This window comes from Polyangiaceae bacterium (assembly GCA_015075635.1).
GTDB lineage: Bacteria > Myxococcota_A > Polyangia > Polyangiales > Polyangiaceae > JADJKB01.
In genome coordinates this window covers 2,314,801-2,331,852 of record JABTUA010000002.1, presented here as the reverse complement: position 1 = coordinate 2,331,852, position 17,052 = coordinate 2,314,801, and the positions used below count along the sequence as shown (strand labels likewise).

The window sequence follows — 17,052 nt, the reverse complement described above, 5'->3', positions numbered from 1 at the left end:
GCTGACCCGCCTCCGCCTGTTTCGCACCACTGAAACCGACCGGGCTGGCATCCTGTACGCTAGTCTCAGGCCAATGTATCGGCAGACGGCAGACGAAGACCGCTCGATCCTGGTGACCGCCTTCAACGGCAAGGTGTTCGGCGTCGACCGCGCGACCGGGCAGGTCCGTTGGAAGTTCCCTGGTCCGAAGCACGGCGAGATCGAGCTCGCGGTGGGCTCCGGTGTGGTGGTCGCGTGCGCCGCCAAGCAGCTCGCCTTCATCGAATACGCGACGGGTCGGCCGCTGCGGGTCGTCGACCTGGTCGGCGAATTTCCAACGCGGACAGTCATGCTGATTGACGGTCCGCACATCTTCGCGGCGCGCGCCGGCGAGATCTCTTGCTACAGCACAGGCGGCGATTGGCTCTGGACTCAGCCGCTCAAAGGCGAGGGTCTCGGGGACATGTCCCTGGCGCTGCCGGGCAACGCGCGGCAGGCGGACCGGGTGAGCTAGGCCATGCAGGCGGGCGGCACATGGCGTTCGGTCTTCGTATTGCCCGGTGGCAAGCTGCTCTTGCTCCTCGCGCTGACGGCAGGCTGTGCGGAGCCGGCTCCGCTGGCGAGGAGCGCTCCAACCGTGGGCGAGCCCGCCCCGGGCGCGCCAGCGGCCGAGGCAGCGGCGTCGCCCGCACTGGCCGAGCCACCGAGCGCCGCCGCCTCGCGCTGGGTCTGGGTGTTCCCGGTCGACCACGGCATTCGCGCGGACCGCGGCGGAGGCGGCGGATTCCTGGCGCCGCGCGCCCACGGAAAGCACAACGGCATCGATCTCGTGGCGCCGCTCGGCACGCCGGTTCGCGCGCCTTGCTCCGGGAAGGGCAGGGCCGGGCAGAACTCCTCGCACGGCAAGTGGGTGCAGCTCGTGTGTCCGCTGCCGCCCGAGCTCGGCATCGAGCCGGCCCGCCGCGTCTCGCTCTTCTTCGCGCACCTGCTGGACGTTGCCGGACTGGGCGAGGCTCCAACGGAGATCGACGCCGGGGCCGAGCTCGGCAGCGTCGGCAAGACGGGCAACGCCTCGGCCGCGATCATCGCAGCGCACCTGCACTTCGAGGCCATCGTCCACGACGACGAGTCGAGCGCGCTCGCGGAGCACCACTCTGGACGTGACCAGAGCGACACGCGAGGCGCTCGTGAGGTGGCCGGGGTGCTATCGAGCCGCTGCCTCGGTCCTCTGGGCTTCGCCCCGAAGTCCGGGAGCCTGTGGAGGTCGCGCCGAGCCGACCCGTTCGTGCTGCTGATTTGCCTGGGCGCCGAGAAACCTGCGTTCACCCGACCGAACGGCAAGCTGGGCGAGGCGAGCTATCCGTGGAGCAGCGAGTATTCGGCGACGGGGTTCGACGTGGACAGCGGAAGCTTCGCGGTGAAGTAGTCAGCGCTCGCGCGCTGAACCAGGGATCGCTCACGGGCAAGCAATACCCGTGGCCGTCCATTTCCCTCCCGAGCACTTGAAGCCCTGGAAGGCAGTGCTGCAGCAAACGACATCCGCCGCCGTCGAACACGATTTCCCATCACCGACGCCTGCGGGGTTGCTCGGGCAGCATTGCGAGTTTTCAACGTCGACATCGCACAGCATGCACGGGATGCCCTTGGTGGTCTTTGTCAGCGGCAGCGCCGTGGGTCCGGAAGCTGCGCGTCGAGCTCGAGTCCGATGGCGCTCCCTCCAGCGCGTCGCTTCTCAACCTCTGTCCGGCCCGACTACCGAGCGGGACTGGCAGGCACGGCCAGGACGTCCAGCGCCGCGCCCGACTGCACCCCCTGCCACCCTGCGCAGTCCAACCCGGTCACTCGCAGGCGCAGAGCGGATCAGCTGGAGCGCACGCGCACGGCGGTCGGTCGGCGGGCACCAACACGGCACCGTCGAGCGCTTGGACCTCCGCTGCGCAGCGGCGCTCGACGCAGCGCGGAACGCGTCTCGCGCGCGGCGGCATGCAGGACTTCTCGGGACATTGACTGGTGTCGCAGCGTTCATGAGCGCGCGTCAGCGCATCGTGAAACTCACGGCTCACCGAGGTCCTTGGATCACACAGCGAGTCGCAGCAGCTACCGTCGACCTTGTTGGTGATCACGCAGTCCGAGTCCGACTTGCAGGCGTAGGCTCGCTCGCCGAAGCCCGGCAGGAGCGGCGGAACGCTCGCAGCGTCGCCGCCCTGGAGCGCCGGGCGGAGCCGCGACTCCGCGTCGTCCGACGTGCTGGGCGCCGCTTGCGCGCGAGCTTCGTCGGACGGGGTCGGGGCGGAGCGCTGGCATGCGGCAAGCGCCAACGCGAACGCGAACGCGAACGGAGCCCGCAACATCTGTCGCCGGCTACCTCTGGAGCCCGCCGTGTGCATGTGACGTCCCACCGTCACACGGCGCCGCACTCGGCGCTCGGGAGCCCGTATCCAACTTGGCAACAGGCGGGTCACCGGACTGTTGCCGTGCTGGCTACACCTCCTCGAGAAACGGCGCAAGACCGCCGCTCCGAGTCGGGCCTGCCGGTTGCTTGGCTCTGGCGTCATCATGCGTGTCCTCCTGCTCGGCCTGGGGCTCGTGCAGACCGGCAAGCTCTCACTGGCAACTACGATCATCGACGCGGTGAAACAGAGTCACTGCAACCCGCCCGAGCCCCCGGAGTGACTGACGCGCCGACGCTGGACGGAGTGCGGCCGTGGCGCGCCGGCTAATAGTGATAGTCCACCGAGTAGCTCGTGCAGGCGTTCGCGGCGCCTTGGTCGACTCGAAGGTAGATCGTCGCGTTGTCCGTCCCGCCGTTGCAGTCGAGGGACATGTCCACCTTGCCGCCGGAAGGGACGCAGCAGCCCGGGCGGCCGCCGGGGGAGGTGCTCGGGGTGCCCGACGAACAGCCAACCGCGGCGCCGGGGCAGTCCGCGAACATGCACAGTCGAACCTTCGCGGTCGTCGAAGCGACGGGATCCACGAAGCAGCCGCCGACGTCGGTGCCCCAGAACGACAGGTAGTCGACGTCGCTCGCGCCATCGAGCTTGCCCGACACTGACGTCCCGGTGCTGTCGCAGTCGGTGATCGTCCCGAGGTTCGTCGCGGTCGCCTCGGTGCCGTTGGGCTCGAAGCCCTGATCCACGCAGCTGGTTCCCCCCGTGTTTCCGGTGCCGCCGGTGCCGGTGCCGCCCGTGCCCCCGCTGCTGCTCCCACCGCCGCTCGGCGCGCCGCCGCCGCTCGGCGCGCCGCCGCCGCTCGGCGCGCCACCGCCGCTCGGCGCGCCACCGCCGCTCGGTGCGCCACCACCGCTCGGCGCGCCACCGCCGCTCGGCGCGCCACCGCCGCTCGGCGCGCCACCGCCGCTCGGCGCGCCGCCGGCTCCTCCGGAGGAGCCCCACTCGAAGCACTGCTTTCCGTCAATCGCGCAGACGGGGTGGGACTCGGGGCAGCAGCCGACGAGCTTGCTCTCGGGCGAGCGACACTCGATCGGCTCGCTCGCCGAGCAGGTAGTGCTCTCGTCGTCTCCGGCGTCGGCGGCGCACGCTCCGAGCGCCGCGGCGAGCGCCAGCGTGGCGAGCGCGGCGCGGGTCCGCATCATCCGCCCCGCCTTCGCAGGGCCTCGTGCACCAGCTCGTCCACCAGCGTTGCCGAGCTTGCCGTCTGGGCGACGCCGCTCAGGCGCAACGCCTTGGCGTAGTCCGTCAGGCGGTCGTGATCCACCGTGGCCAGGCTCTTCATGGTCGTGCGCAAGTTGGCAGCGACGAGCTGGCTGCAGGGGGCCCGCTGCGCGCGGAGCAGGTCCACCGTGAAGTCGAACCAGCGGGCGGTCCCCGTCGCTTGCGCCAACCGAAGCGCATAGCTGGTGGCGAAGTCGAGCGAGTCCTGCTCGAGCTCGTGCCCCAGGCTCACCTCTTGGGCCATGTCCAAGAGCGTGGTCTTGAGCAGGTCCTCGGCGTCGTCCACCCTCCCGGCGTCGAAGGCGCGGTCCGCGATGCTCGCCAGGATCTCGAGCGCCCTGCTCTTCTGGGTCGTCTCGGGGTCGTCGGGGGGCTCTGAGATCCGGCGCGTGGTCTCGGCCTCGCTGCTGGAAGGAACGGGCGTGAACTCGTCCTGTGTCGAGGCCGCCGAGCGTCGCCGCGCGGTGTCCCCGATCAGGACTTCGAGCTCCTCGCTTCCAGCGGTCAGCCAGTCGCCGTCGAACAGCGGCTGCGACCCAGTCAGTCGCACGCCGTTCACGTAGAGCCCGTTCATGCTGCCCAGATCGTCGATGGAGACCTGCTCGCCGCGCACGTTGATCCGCGCGTGGCGCCGCGAAACCTTGGCGTCGTCCAGGAGGATGTGACAGGACGCGTCGCGCCCGATCAGGTAGGTGCCCTCCGTCAGCAGGAGCTCCTGCCCTCGATGGCGGAGCCTGACCCGTGTCAGCCCTCGCGACTCGCGATTGCCCATGTCCGAATCACCTTATCGCGCCGGGTGCCGGGATCAATCCCGCTGCGAATTTGGGCGCCGAATAGGCCGCGGAACGCGCTCGGGACTCGACGGTCCGAGCAGCTGCCGACGCGCTCGAACGCCATGTCGCCGGAGCGTAGACGAGCGGACGGACCGGCAAACAGACGAGCTCCACGTTCATCGAAGTAACAGGATGAAGGAGCTTCGCGCGGCGCTGTGTCGTTCGTTGCGCCAAGCTCCGTTGCCACCGTTCCAACCCGAGACGAGCGTCGTCTCGAGCCAGGATATGGAGCGATGGCTCGCGATGAGAATGACGCAGGCGTCCGGCGTGGCCAAAGCGTACTTCCCGTCCCGCCGGGCGCTCGTCGAGCGGGTGTCCGATCTGGGGACACCTGAGTCCGTTGATCCTGCCGCAACTTGCTCGGGCGAGAGCCTGTGTGGGGCCTTGCTCGGCCTCGTGGCCGAGCTTCTGTCCGAGCCGGCGCTCGCGCCGGCGGGTGCGTCGCGACCCGGGGCTGGGCGAGCTCTTCTGGGGGGGCGCCGCTAGCCGATCTCGACGCCGGCGATGGCGGCCGAGATCTCTTTCTCCACCTTGCGGAAGTGGTCGGCGTCGCCGCCGGTCTCCACCACCACGACGCGGCTCCCGGCGACGAACACCGTGACCCAGAGCACGTTGGGGCGGCCGTTGCGGCTGGTCCGGTACTCCAGTCTCTGTCCGGGCGTGCCGTTCTTGCTCTTGACCTTCTCCGCCTTGGGCGAGCCATAGCCACGCTGCGAGAGCTCGTTCCCGATGGCGTCCGTCCAGAACTCGAGGTTCGCTCTGGGTTCGTTGGCTTCGCGCCGAACCGCCAAGACGACCCCATCAGCGCTCGTCGCGCGGTAGCGGTAGTCTTCTCCGCCCTCGAGCTCCGCGAAGCCGTCCGGAGTCTTGATGTCGAAGCCGCGGCTGCAGCCGCTACCGAGCAGCAAGGAGGCGGTGAGGGCAAGGGCGAGGATGATGGTCCGCTGGGTCATGTTCCTTCTCCGTCTCATTCGAGCCTGAGCAGGCCATCCAGGCCGACGCTCTTGATCCACTTCACCGGCATGCGCAAGGGCCGCGCCGGCGGCGGTGCCTGGCCGTCGTCTCGCGCGACCACCGGCGCTTTTTCCGGGACCGGCTCGACGGCGAGCGTGATGAGCGAGTAGCTGGCGCGCGTCTTCAAGTAGGACATGCGCCCTTTCGCCTCGTCGATCTGACGCACGACGGCTTCGAGCTCCTTGCCGACGCGCAGAGCCTCATCCACGTTCGCGGCGCGCGCCAGGAACTGCTCGAGTCGGTTCCGCACGGACTCCAGGTTCCTGAGTCGCACCTCGAGGTCGTGGTACTGCTCCGATACGTCTTGGGCGCTGACCGAGCGGCGCGTCACTTCTCCGAGGCCACCGAGGTCCTTGAGCGCGAGACGGAAGCGCTGCGACGGAACCCTGAGCTGTGCCCCGCTGTCGCTCCGCGACACCAAGTACCCGCCGTGGCCCTCGGCCACGTCGATCGCCTTCTCTATCGACTCGGCGATGTCCGCCTTCGGCACGCGTACGCCGAGGGACCCCTCGTAGATCAAGAGCGGCCTCTGCGCGTCGTCGAGCTTCGGCGGATTGGGGTCCTGCTTGGCTTGGGCTGCGGTCGGCGCGGTCTGGGCAGGCGCCCCGGTCTTGGCCGCTGGCGCGCCGAGCCCAGCGGTTCCCGGGGCCGGAATCGGAGCGCTCACCTGAGCGACCGCTGCCTGGTCGTAGCTCTCAGCCGCTGGCGGAGCGGCAGCCGATGGTGAAACGGGTGCAGATTTGGGCGCTGCAGCGCAGCCTCCGGCCAGGAGCGAGGCGAACAGCAGGGCCGCGAGCACGCCGCCAGGTCGAATGCGTCTCATGGGGCCGAAACGCGACCTGGCGCTGCCGGCTTACACGCGCCCCCCTTCCTTCGCGCTCCGCCGCGTGGAAACCTGGGCTCTCCCCGTGCCCCCGCGTGACGTCCTCTCGATCCGTGGTCTCGAGACCGAGTGCGTGGTGGGCGTGTACCCGCGCGAGCGCGGCCGCCCGCAGCCCCTCAGTCTGGACATCGATCTCACCGTGGACTCCGAGGTGGCTGCAACCACGGGCAAGCTGTCGAGGACGGTCGACTACGACGCCACGGCGCAGGCTCTGGTGTTCCTGCTGCAGAGCTGTCGCTTCGGGTTGCTCGAGACGGCCGCGCACGCGCTCGCCCGCTACCTCTTGTCCGAGCCGCTGCCGACCCAGCGACAGGCACGCGTCCACGCGGTCCGCATCCAGCTGCTCAAGCCGCAGGCGTTGCCGGGTACCGCCGTCGCTGCGCTTCGGATCGAGAGAGACGCGAGCTGGGCAACCGTCGTGCGTGAGCCCACCGCCTTCGGCAGCGTGGACCTGATCCTCGATTGCCGCGAGGCGACCATCGTGCGCGTGAACCTCGGACCGGGTGCGGAGGTGGCGCTCCACGAGGCAGAGGAGGCCCACGACGCCGAGCTCGCCCTGACGCAGGGCCTGGTTCTCGACGGTGCGCCCTTCCCTCGCGGCTCGCGTCGCACGCTGGGTCGCGGCACGCCACGCGTGCTCGCGAATCCGACGCGGCGCTGGCAGTCGATCTTGTGCGCAGACTCGCCTGCGTTGCCGCGCCCGCGCCTTGCTCGAGAAGCTGCCGCACGGACCGGCGACAAGGTCCCGAGCATGTAGGTCCATGTCATCCATGTCCCACGTTGTCCTTCCATTCTGATCCGCCGATGCCGATCCCCTATTTCCATTCGCGCTGCATTCGGGCATTGAAGAGCGCGACTGGGGAGGATTCGTGGTGGGTCAGGTCAACGAGAGCCCGGACATTCAGCATTCCATCCTGACGGCGCCCGCGTACGAGCGGGGCCGGGAGAGCCGCGATCGCCGCCGCTCGCGTCGCAAGCGCGCGGTACGAGCCCGCACGCTCAGCGTGAAGCGGATGAGTCGCACTGACTCGGAGCTCGGTCGTGAGATCCGCGCCCGCCTCGACGCTCTCCGGCCGAAGACGCGGGGCGAGTGCGCCGAAGGGCCGAGGCCCTGCCCCCACGTGTCCTGCCGGCACCACCTGTACCTGGACGTGTCGCCCAGGACCGGGGCCATCAAGCTGAACTTCCCAGATCTGGAGGTCTGGGACATGCCCATCTCGTGCGCGCTCGATGTTGCCGAGAACGGGGCGACCACCCTGGAGGACGTCGGGGGCATCCTCAACCTGACCCGGGAGCGGATCCGCCAGCTGGAGCTGTCTGCCTTGAGCCGCCTCGAGGCGTTGGGGGACATGCTGGCGCTGCGCGAGCTCGTCGATCCCGACTTCTGCCCTTGAGCGCGGAGCCCGGTAAATCCGGACATTTGGCTGCCGTGCCGGGACATGGCGCCGGCGGCGCCTGGGATGGTAAGCTTCGATGCTCGCGCGCTCGTGCGCGACCTTCGCGATGGTAGGCAACCAGCCCCCCGGTCAGCCCCCCGGTCGTCCTGGGGGACCTCCGCCCAAGCCCCAGCGCCCTGCGGTGCCTGCGGGCGGGAGACAGGAGCCGCCGCCGAAGCCCCGCGTGCTGCCTCCCCCGCGCCCGGCGGCAGGTGCGCCCCCACCCCCGAGCCCGGCGGTCTCGGTCGCGGCCGCTCGGGAGCAGGAGACCCTGCTGGCGCCGGAGCGCGCGCAGTCCGTGACCCACGAGCGCGTGAAAGCGCAGGTTCCTTCGAGCGGCGCGGCCGGCGTGCCTTCGGGTCGCGAGCCCGACAAGTACATCGGCACGACCATCGACGGCCGCTACGTCGTCGAGTCGGTCCTCGGTGAAGGCGGCATGGGTGTCGTCTACAAGTGCAAGCGCAAGGTGTTCGATCGCCCCGCCGCGTTGAAGATCTTGCGCGCCGATCTGGCCAAGAACACGGAAGTGCTCGATCGCTTCGTCACGGAGGCGAAGGCGGCGTCGGGCATCGGCAACGATCACATCGTCGATGTCTTCGATTTCGGCGAGGTCCCCGACGGCTCGACTTACTTCGCGATGGAGTACCTGGAGGGCGAGACCCTCGGGGCGCGGGTCTCGAAGGGGCGTTTCGCCGCGGAGCAGGTCGTGCGTTTGGGTTGTCAGATGGCCGAGGGCCTGGCGGCGGCCCACGCGGCGCAGATCGTCCATCGCGATCTCAAGCCCGACAACGTCTTCATCATCCAGAGAGACGGTCAGGACTTCATCAAGATCCTCGACTTCGGCATCGCCAAGGTGATTGGCATCGACAACAAGATCACCCGCGCGGGCGCCGTCTTCGGCACGCCGCACTACATGTCACCGGAGCAGTGCCGGGGCAGCCCCGTGGACCACCGCACCGACATCTACTCTCTCGGCGTCCTCTTGTACGAAATGACGGTGGGTCGGGTGCCGTTCGACGCGGAGAACCCGTTGACCATCCTCTCGATGCACCTCAACGAGACGCCGAAGCGCTTCGCCGAGGCCGTGCCGGGCATCGAGCTGCCGGCGGGACTCGAGAACTTGGTGCTGAAGTGTCTGGCCAAGCAGCCGGACGATCGTTTCGGGTCCATGCGGGAGGTCGAGCAGGCACTCGCCGCCATCGAGCGCGGAGAGGCGGTCGAGATCGAGGTCCCGATCAGCATCGCGCCCCCGGAGGACGAGCTGCCGGTGCCCGTGGTGGTGCCGCCCACGTCCACCGCGCCGTTCGGCGGCCAGGTGTCGGCAGGACCAACGTCCGTTCGCGACGGCGTGCCGAGCTCGGACCCCGCCCGCGCCTCGTTCGTGGGCGACGTGCGGCCCTCGCTCCCCGACGGCCGGCTGTCGCTCGCGGGCGTGCCGAGCTCGGCGGACCTGGTGGAGGAGCAGCTGCGCCGGACCGCGGAGGCCGCGGACGCCGAGCGGGAGTGGGCCAAGTCGGGCGGCAGGCGGCGCTGGCCGGTCGTCGTGGGGGTCATCGCGCTCGCGGCGGTCGCCGCCGTCGTGGTGTTCGTGGTGCTGTCTCTCCACGTCGAGACGATGGGCGAGGCGTTCCAGCCCGCCCGCTCGCTGCTCCTGGGCAGCCACGTGCAGGCTCGCGAGGCAGCCCCGGGCGACGAAGTGAAGGTCGCGCTCGTGCTTTCGCCCATCGACGCGCACGTCTATCGGGCTGGGCGTGATCTCGGCACCATGCCGGTCGAGGTCCCAGTGAAGCAGGGCGAGAGGGTCGAGATCGAGGTCAAGCGCGAAGGCTACTGGTCGCGCAAGCTGACCCTGGACGCCGACAAGCCCAAGGTCACGATCCGCCTTGCGCCGATAACCGGCGGCAAGGGGCTGGCAGCCAAGCACCCGGGTGGCGACGCCAAGGGCGCTCCGGAGAAGGCCGGTGCCGAGCCAGCACCGGCGCCGGCACCCGAGCCCGACGACTCGGAGTGAGCTAGGGGGTGTCCCTGATTCCCGCTCCGCTGATCGCGGCGAACGCCACGCGACGTTTCCGGACGGTCGAAACAGCCGGCGCCGGCCCCGGCCGGTTTTCGCACTCACGCCACAGTGGCGGATCGAGATCTGATCATGACCAGACCGTTCAGGTGATTCCGGGGCTCGGCTGAGCGCCGAGCGGCGCGTATCGAGCCTCTCGGCCGCACCCTGAACTAGGGACACCCCCTAGCGCGACCGCACGAAGGTGCGCCGCTCTCGGTGCTTCTCCACCCCCGGGAACCCGAGCGCGCGGCCGTGCATCACCACGAAGACCCCGGGCGACAGGAGCCTGCACGCGAGCAGGGACTCGGTGACGTTCTGCAGCGCGTCCGAGTCGCGGAACTCGAAGGGACGCATGGCACCGGTCAGCACCACGGGCAGCTCGAGCGCACCGAGGTTCTGTTCGAGGTGCCCGCCCGTCTCGGCCAGCGTGTCGGTGCCGTGGATGACCAGAATCGCGTCGTAGTGAGGAAGCGCCGCGCGGACCTTGTCCAAGATCTGGTCTCGGTCCCCCGCTGTCATGTCCAGCGAGTCCTTGTTCATCACGGGCACGTGAGTGACCTGGAGGTCTGGTAGCCGCAGTTCCTCCAGAAGTCGGTCGAGCACCGAGCGGACGTTCCGGAGCGAGCCGTCGGTCTCGTCGTAGGTCTTCTCGATGGTTCCGCCGGTGGTGAGGATGGCGACGTGAAACGGCCCCTCGAGGCGCTCGCGCGCGGCGCGCGTCACTTGGGCGCCTTGCCCTTCGGCTGTTTCGACTTGTCGTTGCTGCCGAACTCCCCGCGTTTCTCCCCGACCACGGCGTCCTTGGCGGTCGGCCCGAGCAACGTGCCGCACAGCGTCTTGCAGCTCACGTCCTTCGGGTCGCAGCTACACTTGCCCTGCTTCTTCAGCTCGAGCTTTTCCTTCACCTGAGCCACCGTCCAGCCCGCGAGCTTCTCCACCTTCTCGATGGACCAGTTCTCCTTGATCTGCTTCGGCGTGCGCGGGTCCGTGGGCTTGCCGTCTGCCTCCGCGCAGCAGCGGAAGCTCAGGAAGTAGTAGTAGAAGCCCTCGTCGTGCGTATAGACCTTGGGGCGACACTGGTTGCGCACGCCCTCGTACCAGGGGCCGCCGGTGTGCACGCTGTCGTACTTGCCGCGGAAGTCGTGCTGGGTGTGGTGCTCGCTGGCCACCACCTCGTCGGTGTTGCCGGGCATGTCCGCCACGCCGTAGTCGCTGACGCAGTTGGGCTGGCTGCCGCTCGGCACCCCCTTCCAGAGTCGCGCGAGCTCCGTCGGGTCGCGCTGCGCGACCTTCTTCATGTCGGGGTTGTCCCACTTGTGATCGCCGTTGCACTGTGACGAGTCGCGCACGTACCCCTGCGGATAGGGCTTCATGCTCGGCCCTTCGCAGGCCATGTTCCACTCGCTCTCGGTGCACATCCGCTTTCCGACCGCGGCGCACTTGAGCTGCGCCTGGTGGAAGCGGTTCATCACCTCCGGTCGCTCACCTTTGACGTTGGGCCACTCGTAGGTGTCGACGCAGTAGCGCTTCTTGACCTTCTGTCCCACGCAGACGCTCTTCTCCTCGAAGCGCTCGCAGACCGTCTTCTTGTTCCACTTCGCGTACCAGCTCTTCTCGCACTTGTAGTCGACGTCCGTGCAGTACTCGCCGCTGACGAGCTTCATCCCGGCCGGGCAGGCGCCCTCGTCGGCTGCCGGACCGGAGCCGCTGCCGGCGTCGCCCGCGGCCGCAACAGCACCGGCCTCGGGCGTAACACTCGCGTCCTCGAGTGACGTCACACTGGCGTCGGGCGCCGATGTAGGTGCGCCGGGCCCAACCAGGGGCGGAGCCGCGGATTCGGGCTCCGCAGGCGGGACCGTGGCGCAGGCGAAGAAGCCGAGAAGGGGGGCGATCGAGAGCAGCGTGGCGGCGCGCATGACGGCACCCTTTTACGAGCGAGCCCCGCGGACGGGAAGGGTTTTTCGGGCGAGCGCGCCGGCCTCCTACGGAGTGGCCCGACCCAAGCTTCCTCGCCCCTCGGGCGTTCCAAGGAGCGACTTCGGGGCGACACACCCGGTGTGGTTCGGGACCCACGCCGGGGGTGAAAGAACGACGTCGATTCGCCGTTCCCAGGTTGGTCCAGCAATTGCTGAGGAACCTTTGCAGAGACAGACGGTCACAGTTGCTGGGTCAGGCGCGATTAAGCGAGGCCGGCCCCGGTCGGTGAAAAAAAGGTCGTAGGAGGAACAAGGGTCATGAAGAAGCTCGGTGCGATGATGATGGTGGCGGTTTCGGCGTTCGCGGCGGTCGGCTCGGTGGCGAGCGATGCGAAGGCCTGCGGTGGCGAGTGGGTTCCCGCGGTCGAAATCGACCATCGTCCAGAGGGCATTGCCCGAGCCGAGAAGGCGCTGAAGAAGGGCGAGCACGCGGCTGCCGCGGCGATGATCGTCCGCATGATGCCCCACGTGAAGGACCTCAAGGCGAAGAAGGACGGCACGCTGGTCGCCCGCGCGCAGCGCGTGCTGGCGCTGGCCGTCGCGCGCAACAACGGCGCGCTGCCCATCGACAAGGAGCTCCCGGGCTACGTCCAGGGCACCTGGATTGGCAAGACCGGGAAGGACAAGGCCGCGAACCTCGAGTGGTCGGTGGCGGCGCTGCGCAAGCTGAACGACATCAAGAAGGACGACGCGGCCGTTCAGAGCGATCTGGCCGAGGCGCTCGCCAAGGTCGAGAAGCACCGCGGCGAAGCCAAGGAGCTACTGGAGAAGCTTGCGCAGAAGGATCTGGTGGCGACCCCCGAAGCGTACGCCACGCTGGCCGAGCTCCGCAGCGCGGCCGGTGACAGCGCAGGGCAGAAGGTCGCGCAGAAGCGCTGCGAGTCGATGGCGAAGTCGGCCAGCGTGTGCCGCGCCTCGGCCTGAGGCTTGAACTGGCGGCAGAGCGAGAGTTGACTAGGAGGTCTGATGACCCGCCCCCTGGTCCTCTCGCTCGCGCTTTCGCTGGCGCTCGCCGGCGGCTGTAAGAAGACGAGCGGGGGCGCGACCCCGGAGGCTCTATCGAGTGCAGGAGCCGACGGGTCCGCGTCTCCGGTCGGTCAGGTGAGTCCTACGACCCCAAAGCCTCACCTGGCCGGCGATTCGGAGCGAGGTCGGTCTCTCGTGGAGAAATTCGAGTGCAGTCGATGCCACGACGGGACCGGCCTCGCTGCCGCACCTTTCGAGAAGCACTGCGTCACCTGCCATCAGGACATCTGGACCGACAAGTTCAAGGCGAAGCCCGACAAGATCGCCAAGTGGAAGAAGACCGTCGTCCACTACCTGAACGCGCCCAGCCTGGAGCTGGCGGGTGACCGGCTCGAGCCCGCCTTCATCCAGGCGTTCCTGCTGAAGCCGCACGATCTTCGGCCCAACATGGTCTCCAGCATGCCGCGCCTGCGCATCAGCGAGCAGGAGGCGGCGGACGTCGCGGCCTACCTCACCAAAGGAGCCAAACCCTCCGCGGAGCCGCCGAGCGGAGACCAGGTTGCCGGCCGCTTGGTGCTCGAGAGCAAAGCCTGCGGCACGTGCCACCTCTTCAGCGGCGTGCCGGAACTGCCCATGAAGCCGACGCTGACGACGCCGTGGCAGAAGGGCAACGACGCCATCGAGCTGGCGCCGGACCTGCGCTACGTCCGCGATCGGATGAGCTTCGGCAAGCTCGTTCGCTGGCTGTTGGATCCGGCGCAGGTGAAGCCCGGTACGCTGATGCCGAAGCTCGGCCTCTCGGAGAAGGAGGCGAAGGACGCCGCGGCCTACCTGCTCGGGACGAAGCTCGAGCCGCTGGCGAAGAAGCCGATCCCGGCGCGTCTGCCCGTGCTCGAGCGCAAGGTGAGCTTCGAAGAGGTGGACCGCGAGGTGCTCCAAAAGACCTGCCGGCACTGCCACACGAACCCCGACATCGCGCGGGGCGACGGCGGGCCCGGTATGACCGGGGGCTTCGGTTTCATCCCGCGCAAGCTCGACTTCTCGACCTACGAGAGCACGAACGGCGGCCTCTTGGACCTCAAGGGCGAACGCATGAGCGTGTTCACCAAGACCCGCGACGGCACGCCGCTCCTGGTCGCGGCGGTGCTGGCCCGACAGAAGGAAGAAGCCGGTGAGATCGACCCGGACGCGCGCGGCATGCCGCTCGGGCTGCCCTCGCTGACGGCCGAGCAGGTGCAGATCGTCGAGAGCTGGGTGGCCCAGGGCCGGCCCCAGTGAGGCCAGTCGAGCCTACCTCAAGACATCGCCCAGCGCGGTGTGCAGCGTCTCGGCGCTGAACGGCTTGAGCACGCGCGGTGAGCTGACCGTCTCGAGGAAATCGGCAGCCCGCTCGGTCAAGACTCCGCCCGTCATGAAGACGAAGCGGCGGGCGAGCTCCGGCTTCGTGGCGAGCACCCGCTCGTACAGATCGACGCCGCTCATGCCTGGCATGACCAGGTCGCACAGCACCACGTCGAAGCTGCCGCTCTGGAGCGCGCGCTCGGCCGTCGTGCCGTCCGGGACCACGACGACGTCGTGGCGTTCGCTCAACATCTTCGCGACCATCCGGGCCACGAGCTCGTCGTCCTCGACGACCAATACGTTGCGGCGCTGCTCTTCCCGGACGTCCCCGGGGCCGAGCACGGGCAAGCTGACGCGGAAGGTCGTTCCGACCCCGGGCGCAGACTCGACCGCGATCTCACCGCCCAGCTGGTTGATGATGCCGTGACAGATCGACAGACCCAGGCCGGTGCCGACGCCGACGGGCTTCGTGGTGAAGAACGGGTCGAACACCCGAGCCGCGATGTCCGGCGCCATGCCCGGCCCGTTGTCGGCGACATCCACCACGACTCGGCCATCGACCAAGCGTGCCAGGACCTTGACGTGGTTCTTGCTCGGGTCCCCGTTGGGCATCGCCTGCAGGGCGTTCAGTACGAGGTTCAGGAACACCTGCTCCAGACGTCCCTGCTCTCCGAGCACCGGCGGCGTGTCACCCGCGTCGATGGTCAGAGTGGCGCGGTGTCGGTGCTCGGACGCCGTGATGCGTTCCACGAACGCGAACACGTCCCCGAGCTTCACGGGGCCCCGGGGTTGATCGGCCGAACGCGAGAAGGTTCGGAGGTCCCTCACGATGCGCGTGACCCGGTCCGCGCCACCCCTGAGCTCGACGAGCTGGGTTGCTGCTTCCGCCCGCAGCTCCTCCGGGAGACGGCTGAGCCAGCGCTCCAGCGCGTCCAGTCGCAGGTAGAAGAAGGTCAGCGGGTTGTTGATCTCGTGGGCGACGCCGGCCGCCAGCGTGCCCAGCGCGACCAAGCGGTCCGCCTGCGCCAGCTGAGCCTCCATCTTGGTGCGCTCGGTCACGTCACGGGCGAAGCCGAGCACGGCCGGGCGTCCCTGGTGCTCGGTCTGGATCGACGTGATCTCGACACGGACGCGCGCGCCGTCGCCGCGGATGCAGGTGTAGACATAGGGCGCGAAGTGCACGCCTTCGGTCAGCATGGCCCGAATGCGCGCTCCCATCAGCGCGAAGTCGCCGGCCTCGAACAGCTGATCGAGCGGCTGAGCGCAAAGCGCCTCCGCCGACTCGAAGCCCAGGATGGCGGTCGCACGGGCGTTCGCGTAGACGAAGCGGCCGTCTTGGATGATGCCCACGCCGTCCGGCGCGTGCTCGACCAGCTCTCGAAAGCGAGCCTCCGAGCGGCGGAGGTCCGCTTCGGCACGCCGGCGCTGGCTCAGCTCGAAGATGAAGGTGACGGCTGCGGCCTGCCCGTCGAGATCGATCGAAGTGAACGCGACCTCGACCGGGACCCGCTCGCCGTTCTTCTTGGCGAGCACGGTCTCGACCACGCCGGAGCGCAGGCCTCGCTCGAGCCAGTCGCTGAGCAAGCTCGCCGTCTGCTCGCTCCGCTCCGGTGCGACGGTCGCGAGCGGCGGCAGGTCGCGCAGCTCTTCCACGGAGTACCCCATGATGGCAGCGGCGCGCTCGCTGACGAAGACGCTGGAGCCGCCGTCGGTGTTGGGGATGAACGCCGTGACTCCGATGCCAGCGAGGTCCGCCGCATGGATTACGGCCTCGGCGATGCGCGGGTCCGGCATGGCCGCCCAGTATGCCTCAGCCGGCGTCGGATTGCTTCGAGTCCGAGGCGTCGGTGCAGCAGCGGAAGCCCGCCTCGTAGCCGTAGTCGAATTCCTTGTGGAAGGTCACGGTCGGCCGGCAGCGGCTGCGCACCGGGCCCCACCAGCCGCCCTTCAGCCCGCTCCGGTTGGGGTGCTTCTCGCCGGGGAGCTCCACCCACTCGTTGACGTTGCCGTTGATGTCCACGACGCCGGCCCAGGACACGCAGCTGTGCCGTGAGCCGATGGCGTGCCGCTGGTCCAGGCGCTTCATCTCCGACTTGCAGAACTCGTTGTCGGGGCACTTGTCGTAGGTGGCCATCTGCCGCGACTGATCCGGCTGCACGTAGGGCTTGTCGATGTTGCACTTCTCGGGCTCGCGGTCGTACCCGGTGGCGTAGGGCAGCATCTCCGGCCCTTCGCAGGCGAAGTTGAACTCGTCCTCCGTACACAGGCGCTTGCCGGCCTTCTCGCACAGCGCCTTGGCCTCGAGCCAGGAGGTGAGCACCCTGGGCAGCTCGCCGACCTGGTTTGGCCACTCGTACCGATCGATGCAGAAGGACAGGCGTTTGCGCTCCTTCGAGACGCAGGTCGAGGGCTGCTTGTACTTCATGCACCGCTCGCTGACTGTCTTCTCTCCTCTGCGTGCCTTGTATTCGGGGTGGTGCTCGATGCAGTCCTGCATGACGCCGGGGCAGTAGTCGCCTTCGACGCGAACCATGCCGTCTCGGCAGCCGTCCGTGCGCGCCTTCGGGGGATCGTTGGCCGCCTGCGTGCCGGCCTCGGCGGGCTCGGCGGGAGCCGCGTCCGGCATCACGAGCGCGACCGGCGTTGCGCTCGCGCTGCTCGCAGCCGAGGCCGCTGCTTCGGACGAGGCCTGACTCGGCTTGCAGCTCGGCACGAGCAACCACGCCGCGAGTCCAGCGGGCAGGAGCGCGCGAAGCGAGGTGAGCGCGGACATGGCGCCGCGAACTCTATTCGCCCCGAAGCCCGAGGCAACCCCTCAAGAGCTGTCGAAAGTGCGCCAGCTCTTTCACCTTTTCATCGGGGAGGCACGCGCCTCCCCGCCCCAAAGAAGTGAATTC

General features: G+C 68.8%; 16 protein-coding genes and 1 pseudogene. 8 read left to right on the top strand and 9 right to left on the bottom strand.

Annotated features, from left to right (window positions below; translation table 11 throughout):
* The first annotated feature begins 73 nt into the window (after nt 1-73).
* Together HS104_26610 and HS104_26605 are read left to right on the top strand one after the other, a co-directional pair.
* Nucleotides 74-493: a PQQ-binding-like beta-propeller repeat protein gene (locus HS104_26610; GenBank protein MBE7483538.1), complete on the top strand. Its 420-nt coding sequence runs from the start codon at nt 74-76 to the stop codon at nt 491-493.
* A gap of 3 nt (nt 494-496) precedes the next feature.
* Complete coding sequence (locus tag HS104_26605; protein MBE7483537.1) at nt 497-1,405, top strand: M23 family metallopeptidase; 909 nt, start codon at nt 497-499, stop codon at nt 1,403-1,405.
* A gap of 412 nt (nt 1,406-1,817) precedes the next feature.
* On the opposite strand, the gene HS104_26600 is transcribed toward HS104_26605, so the two are convergent.
* From HS104_26600 to HS104_26590, 3 genes and pseudogenes are all read right to left on the bottom strand, one after another.
* A complete protein-coding gene (locus HS104_26600; protein MBE7483536.1) occupies nt 1,818-2,330 on the bottom strand; it encodes a hypothetical protein in 513 nt (170 codons plus the stop codon).
* Between the two features lie 794 nt (nt 2,331-3,124).
* A pseudogene (locus HS104_26595) lies at nt 3,125-3,367 on the bottom strand (endoglucanase).
* 200 nt (nt 3,368-3,567) lie between these two features.
* Nucleotides 3,568-4,422 (bottom strand): FHA domain-containing protein, encoded by an 855-nt coding sequence (locus HS104_26590; protein ID MBE7483535.1) that lies wholly within the window; start codon nt 4,420-4,422, stop codon nt 3,568-3,570.
* Between the two features lie 193 nt (nt 4,423-4,615).
* On the opposite strand from HS104_26590, the gene HS104_26585 reads away from it, so the two are divergent.
* On the top strand, nt 4,616-4,969 hold the full coding sequence (locus HS104_26585; protein ID MBE7483534.1) for an exodeoxyribonuclease V subunit gamma: 354 nt from the start codon (nt 4,616-4,618) through the stop codon (nt 4,967-4,969).
* On the opposite strand, the gene HS104_26580 is transcribed toward HS104_26585, so the two are convergent.
* The gene (locus tag HS104_26580) at nt 4,966-5,436 is read right to left on the bottom strand and encodes a hypothetical protein (protein ID MBE7483533.1); all 471 of its coding nucleotides are present in this window, start codon (nt 5,434-5,436) and stop codon (nt 4,966-4,968) included. The two genes, HS104_26585 and HS104_26580, sit on opposite strands and share 4 nt — an antisense overlap.
* 14 nt (nt 5,437-5,450) lie before the next feature.
* Nucleotides 5,451-6,164 (bottom strand): DUF4349 domain-containing protein, encoded by a 714-nt coding sequence (locus tag HS104_26575; protein MBE7483532.1) that lies wholly within the window; start codon nt 6,162-6,164, stop codon nt 5,451-5,453.
* A 154-nt stretch (nt 6,165-6,318) separates the two neighbouring features.
* Between HS104_26575 and HS104_26570 the strand changes: the two genes are divergently transcribed.
* The 3 genes from HS104_26570 to HS104_26560 all read left to right on the top strand — a co-directional run bounded on the left by HS104_26570 (nt 6,319) and on the right by HS104_26560 (nt 9,827).
* Entirely contained in the window at nt 6,319-7,137 is an 819-nt protein-coding gene (locus tag HS104_26570; GenBank protein ID MBE7483531.1) for a dihydroneopterin aldolase, read from the top strand.
* Nucleotides 7,138-7,393: 256 nt separating this feature from the next.
* Nucleotides 7,394-7,774 (top strand): DNA-binding protein, encoded by a 381-nt coding sequence (locus HS104_26565; GenBank protein MBE7483530.1) that lies wholly within the window; start codon nt 7,394-7,396, stop codon nt 7,772-7,774.
* A 79-nt stretch (nt 7,775-7,853) separates the two neighbouring features.
* Nucleotides 7,854-9,827: a serine/threonine protein kinase gene (locus HS104_26560; GenBank protein MBE7483529.1), complete on the top strand. Its 1,974-nt coding sequence runs from the start codon at nt 7,854-7,856 to the stop codon at nt 9,825-9,827.
* A 228-nt stretch (nt 9,828-10,055) separates the two neighbouring features.
* On the opposite strand, the gene HS104_26555 is transcribed toward HS104_26560, so the two are convergent.
* Together HS104_26555 and HS104_26550 are read right to left on the bottom strand one after the other, a co-directional pair.
* Entirely contained in the window at nt 10,056-10,595 is a 540-nt protein-coding gene (locus HS104_26555; GenBank protein ID MBE7483528.1) for an asparaginase, read from the bottom strand.
* The gene (locus HS104_26550) at nt 10,592-11,788 is read right to left on the bottom strand and encodes an SUMF1/EgtB/PvdO family nonheme iron enzyme (GenBank protein ID MBE7483527.1); all 1,197 of its coding nucleotides are present in this window, start codon (nt 11,786-11,788) and stop codon (nt 10,592-10,594) included. Before HS104_26550 ends, HS104_26555 begins: the two co-directional genes overlap by 4 nt.
* Nucleotides 11,789-12,166: 378 nt before the next feature.
* Between HS104_26550 and HS104_26545 the strand changes: the two genes are divergently transcribed.
* Nucleotides 12,167-12,772, top strand: a complete 606-nt coding sequence (locus HS104_26545) for a hypothetical protein (GenBank protein ID MBE7483526.1) — start codon at nt 12,167-12,169, stop codon at nt 12,770-12,772.
* A 42-nt stretch (nt 12,773-12,814) separates the two neighbouring features.
* Nucleotides 12,815-14,092, top strand: coding sequence for a c-type cytochrome (locus HS104_26540; protein MBE7483525.1), 1,278 nt, complete (start codon nt 12,815-12,817; stop codon nt 14,090-14,092).
* A gap of 12 nt (nt 14,093-14,104) precedes the next feature.
* Here the strand turns inward: HS104_26540 and HS104_26535 are convergent, their stop codons facing one another.
* Both HS104_26535 and HS104_26530 read right to left on the bottom strand, forming a co-directional pair.
* Nucleotides 14,105-15,949, bottom strand: coding sequence for a PAS domain S-box protein (locus HS104_26535; protein MBE7483524.1), 1,845 nt, complete (start codon nt 15,947-15,949; stop codon nt 14,105-14,107).
* A 16-nt stretch (nt 15,950-15,965) separates the two neighbouring features.
* Nucleotides 15,966-16,928 (bottom strand): SUMF1/EgtB/PvdO family nonheme iron enzyme, encoded by a 963-nt coding sequence (locus tag HS104_26530; protein MBE7483523.1) that lies wholly within the window; start codon nt 16,926-16,928, stop codon nt 15,966-15,968.
* Between the last annotated feature and the right edge of the window lie 124 nt (nt 16,929-17,052).

Bases quoted from the DNA above. Each gene is read 5' to 3' on its own strand.
- HS104_26585 (MBE7483534.1), top strand. From the start codon at position 4,616: ATGAAGGAGCTTCGCGCGGCGCTGTGTCGTTCGTTGCGCCAAGCTCCG.
- HS104_26530 (MBE7483523.1), bottom strand. From the start codon at position 16,928: ATGTCCGCGCTCACCTCGCTTCGCGCGCTCCTGCCCGCTGGACTCGCG.
- HS104_26560 (MBE7483529.1), top strand. From the start codon at position 7,854: ATGCTCGCGCGCTCGTGCGCGACCTTCGCGATGGTAGGCAACCAGCCC.
- HS104_26565 (MBE7483530.1), top strand. From the start codon at position 7,394: ATGAGTCGCACTGACTCGGAGCTCGGTCGTGAGATCCGCGCCCGCCTC.
- HS104_26550 (MBE7483527.1), bottom strand. From the start codon at position 11,788: ATGCGCGCCGCCACGCTGCTCTCGATCGCCCCCCTTCTCGGCTTCTTC.
- HS104_26610 (MBE7483538.1), top strand. From the start codon at position 74: ATGTATCGGCAGACGGCAGACGAAGACCGCTCGATCCTGGTGACCGCC.
- HS104_26570 (MBE7483531.1), top strand. From the start codon at position 6,319: ATGGGGCCGAAACGCGACCTGGCGCTGCCGGCTTACACGCGCCCCCCT.
- HS104_26580 (MBE7483533.1), bottom strand. From the start codon at position 5,436: ATGACCCAGCGGACCATCATCCTCGCCCTTGCCCTCACCGCCTCCTTG.
- HS104_26605 (MBE7483537.1), top strand. From the start codon at position 497: ATGCAGGCGGGCGGCACATGGCGTTCGGTCTTCGTATTGCCCGGTGGC.
- HS104_26540 (MBE7483525.1), top strand. From the start codon at position 12,815: ATGACCCGCCCCCTGGTCCTCTCGCTCGCGCTTTCGCTGGCGCTCGCC.
- HS104_26590 (MBE7483535.1), bottom strand. From the start codon at position 4,422: ATGGGCAATCGCGAGTCGCGAGGGCTGACACGGGTCAGGCTCCGCCAT.
- HS104_26600 (MBE7483536.1), bottom strand. From the start codon at position 2,330: ATGTTGCGGGCTCCGTTCGCGTTCGCGTTCGCGTTGGCGCTTGCCGCA.
- HS104_26535 (MBE7483524.1), bottom strand. From the start codon at position 15,949: ATGCCGGACCCGCGCATCGCCGAGGCCGTAATCCATGCGGCGGACCTC.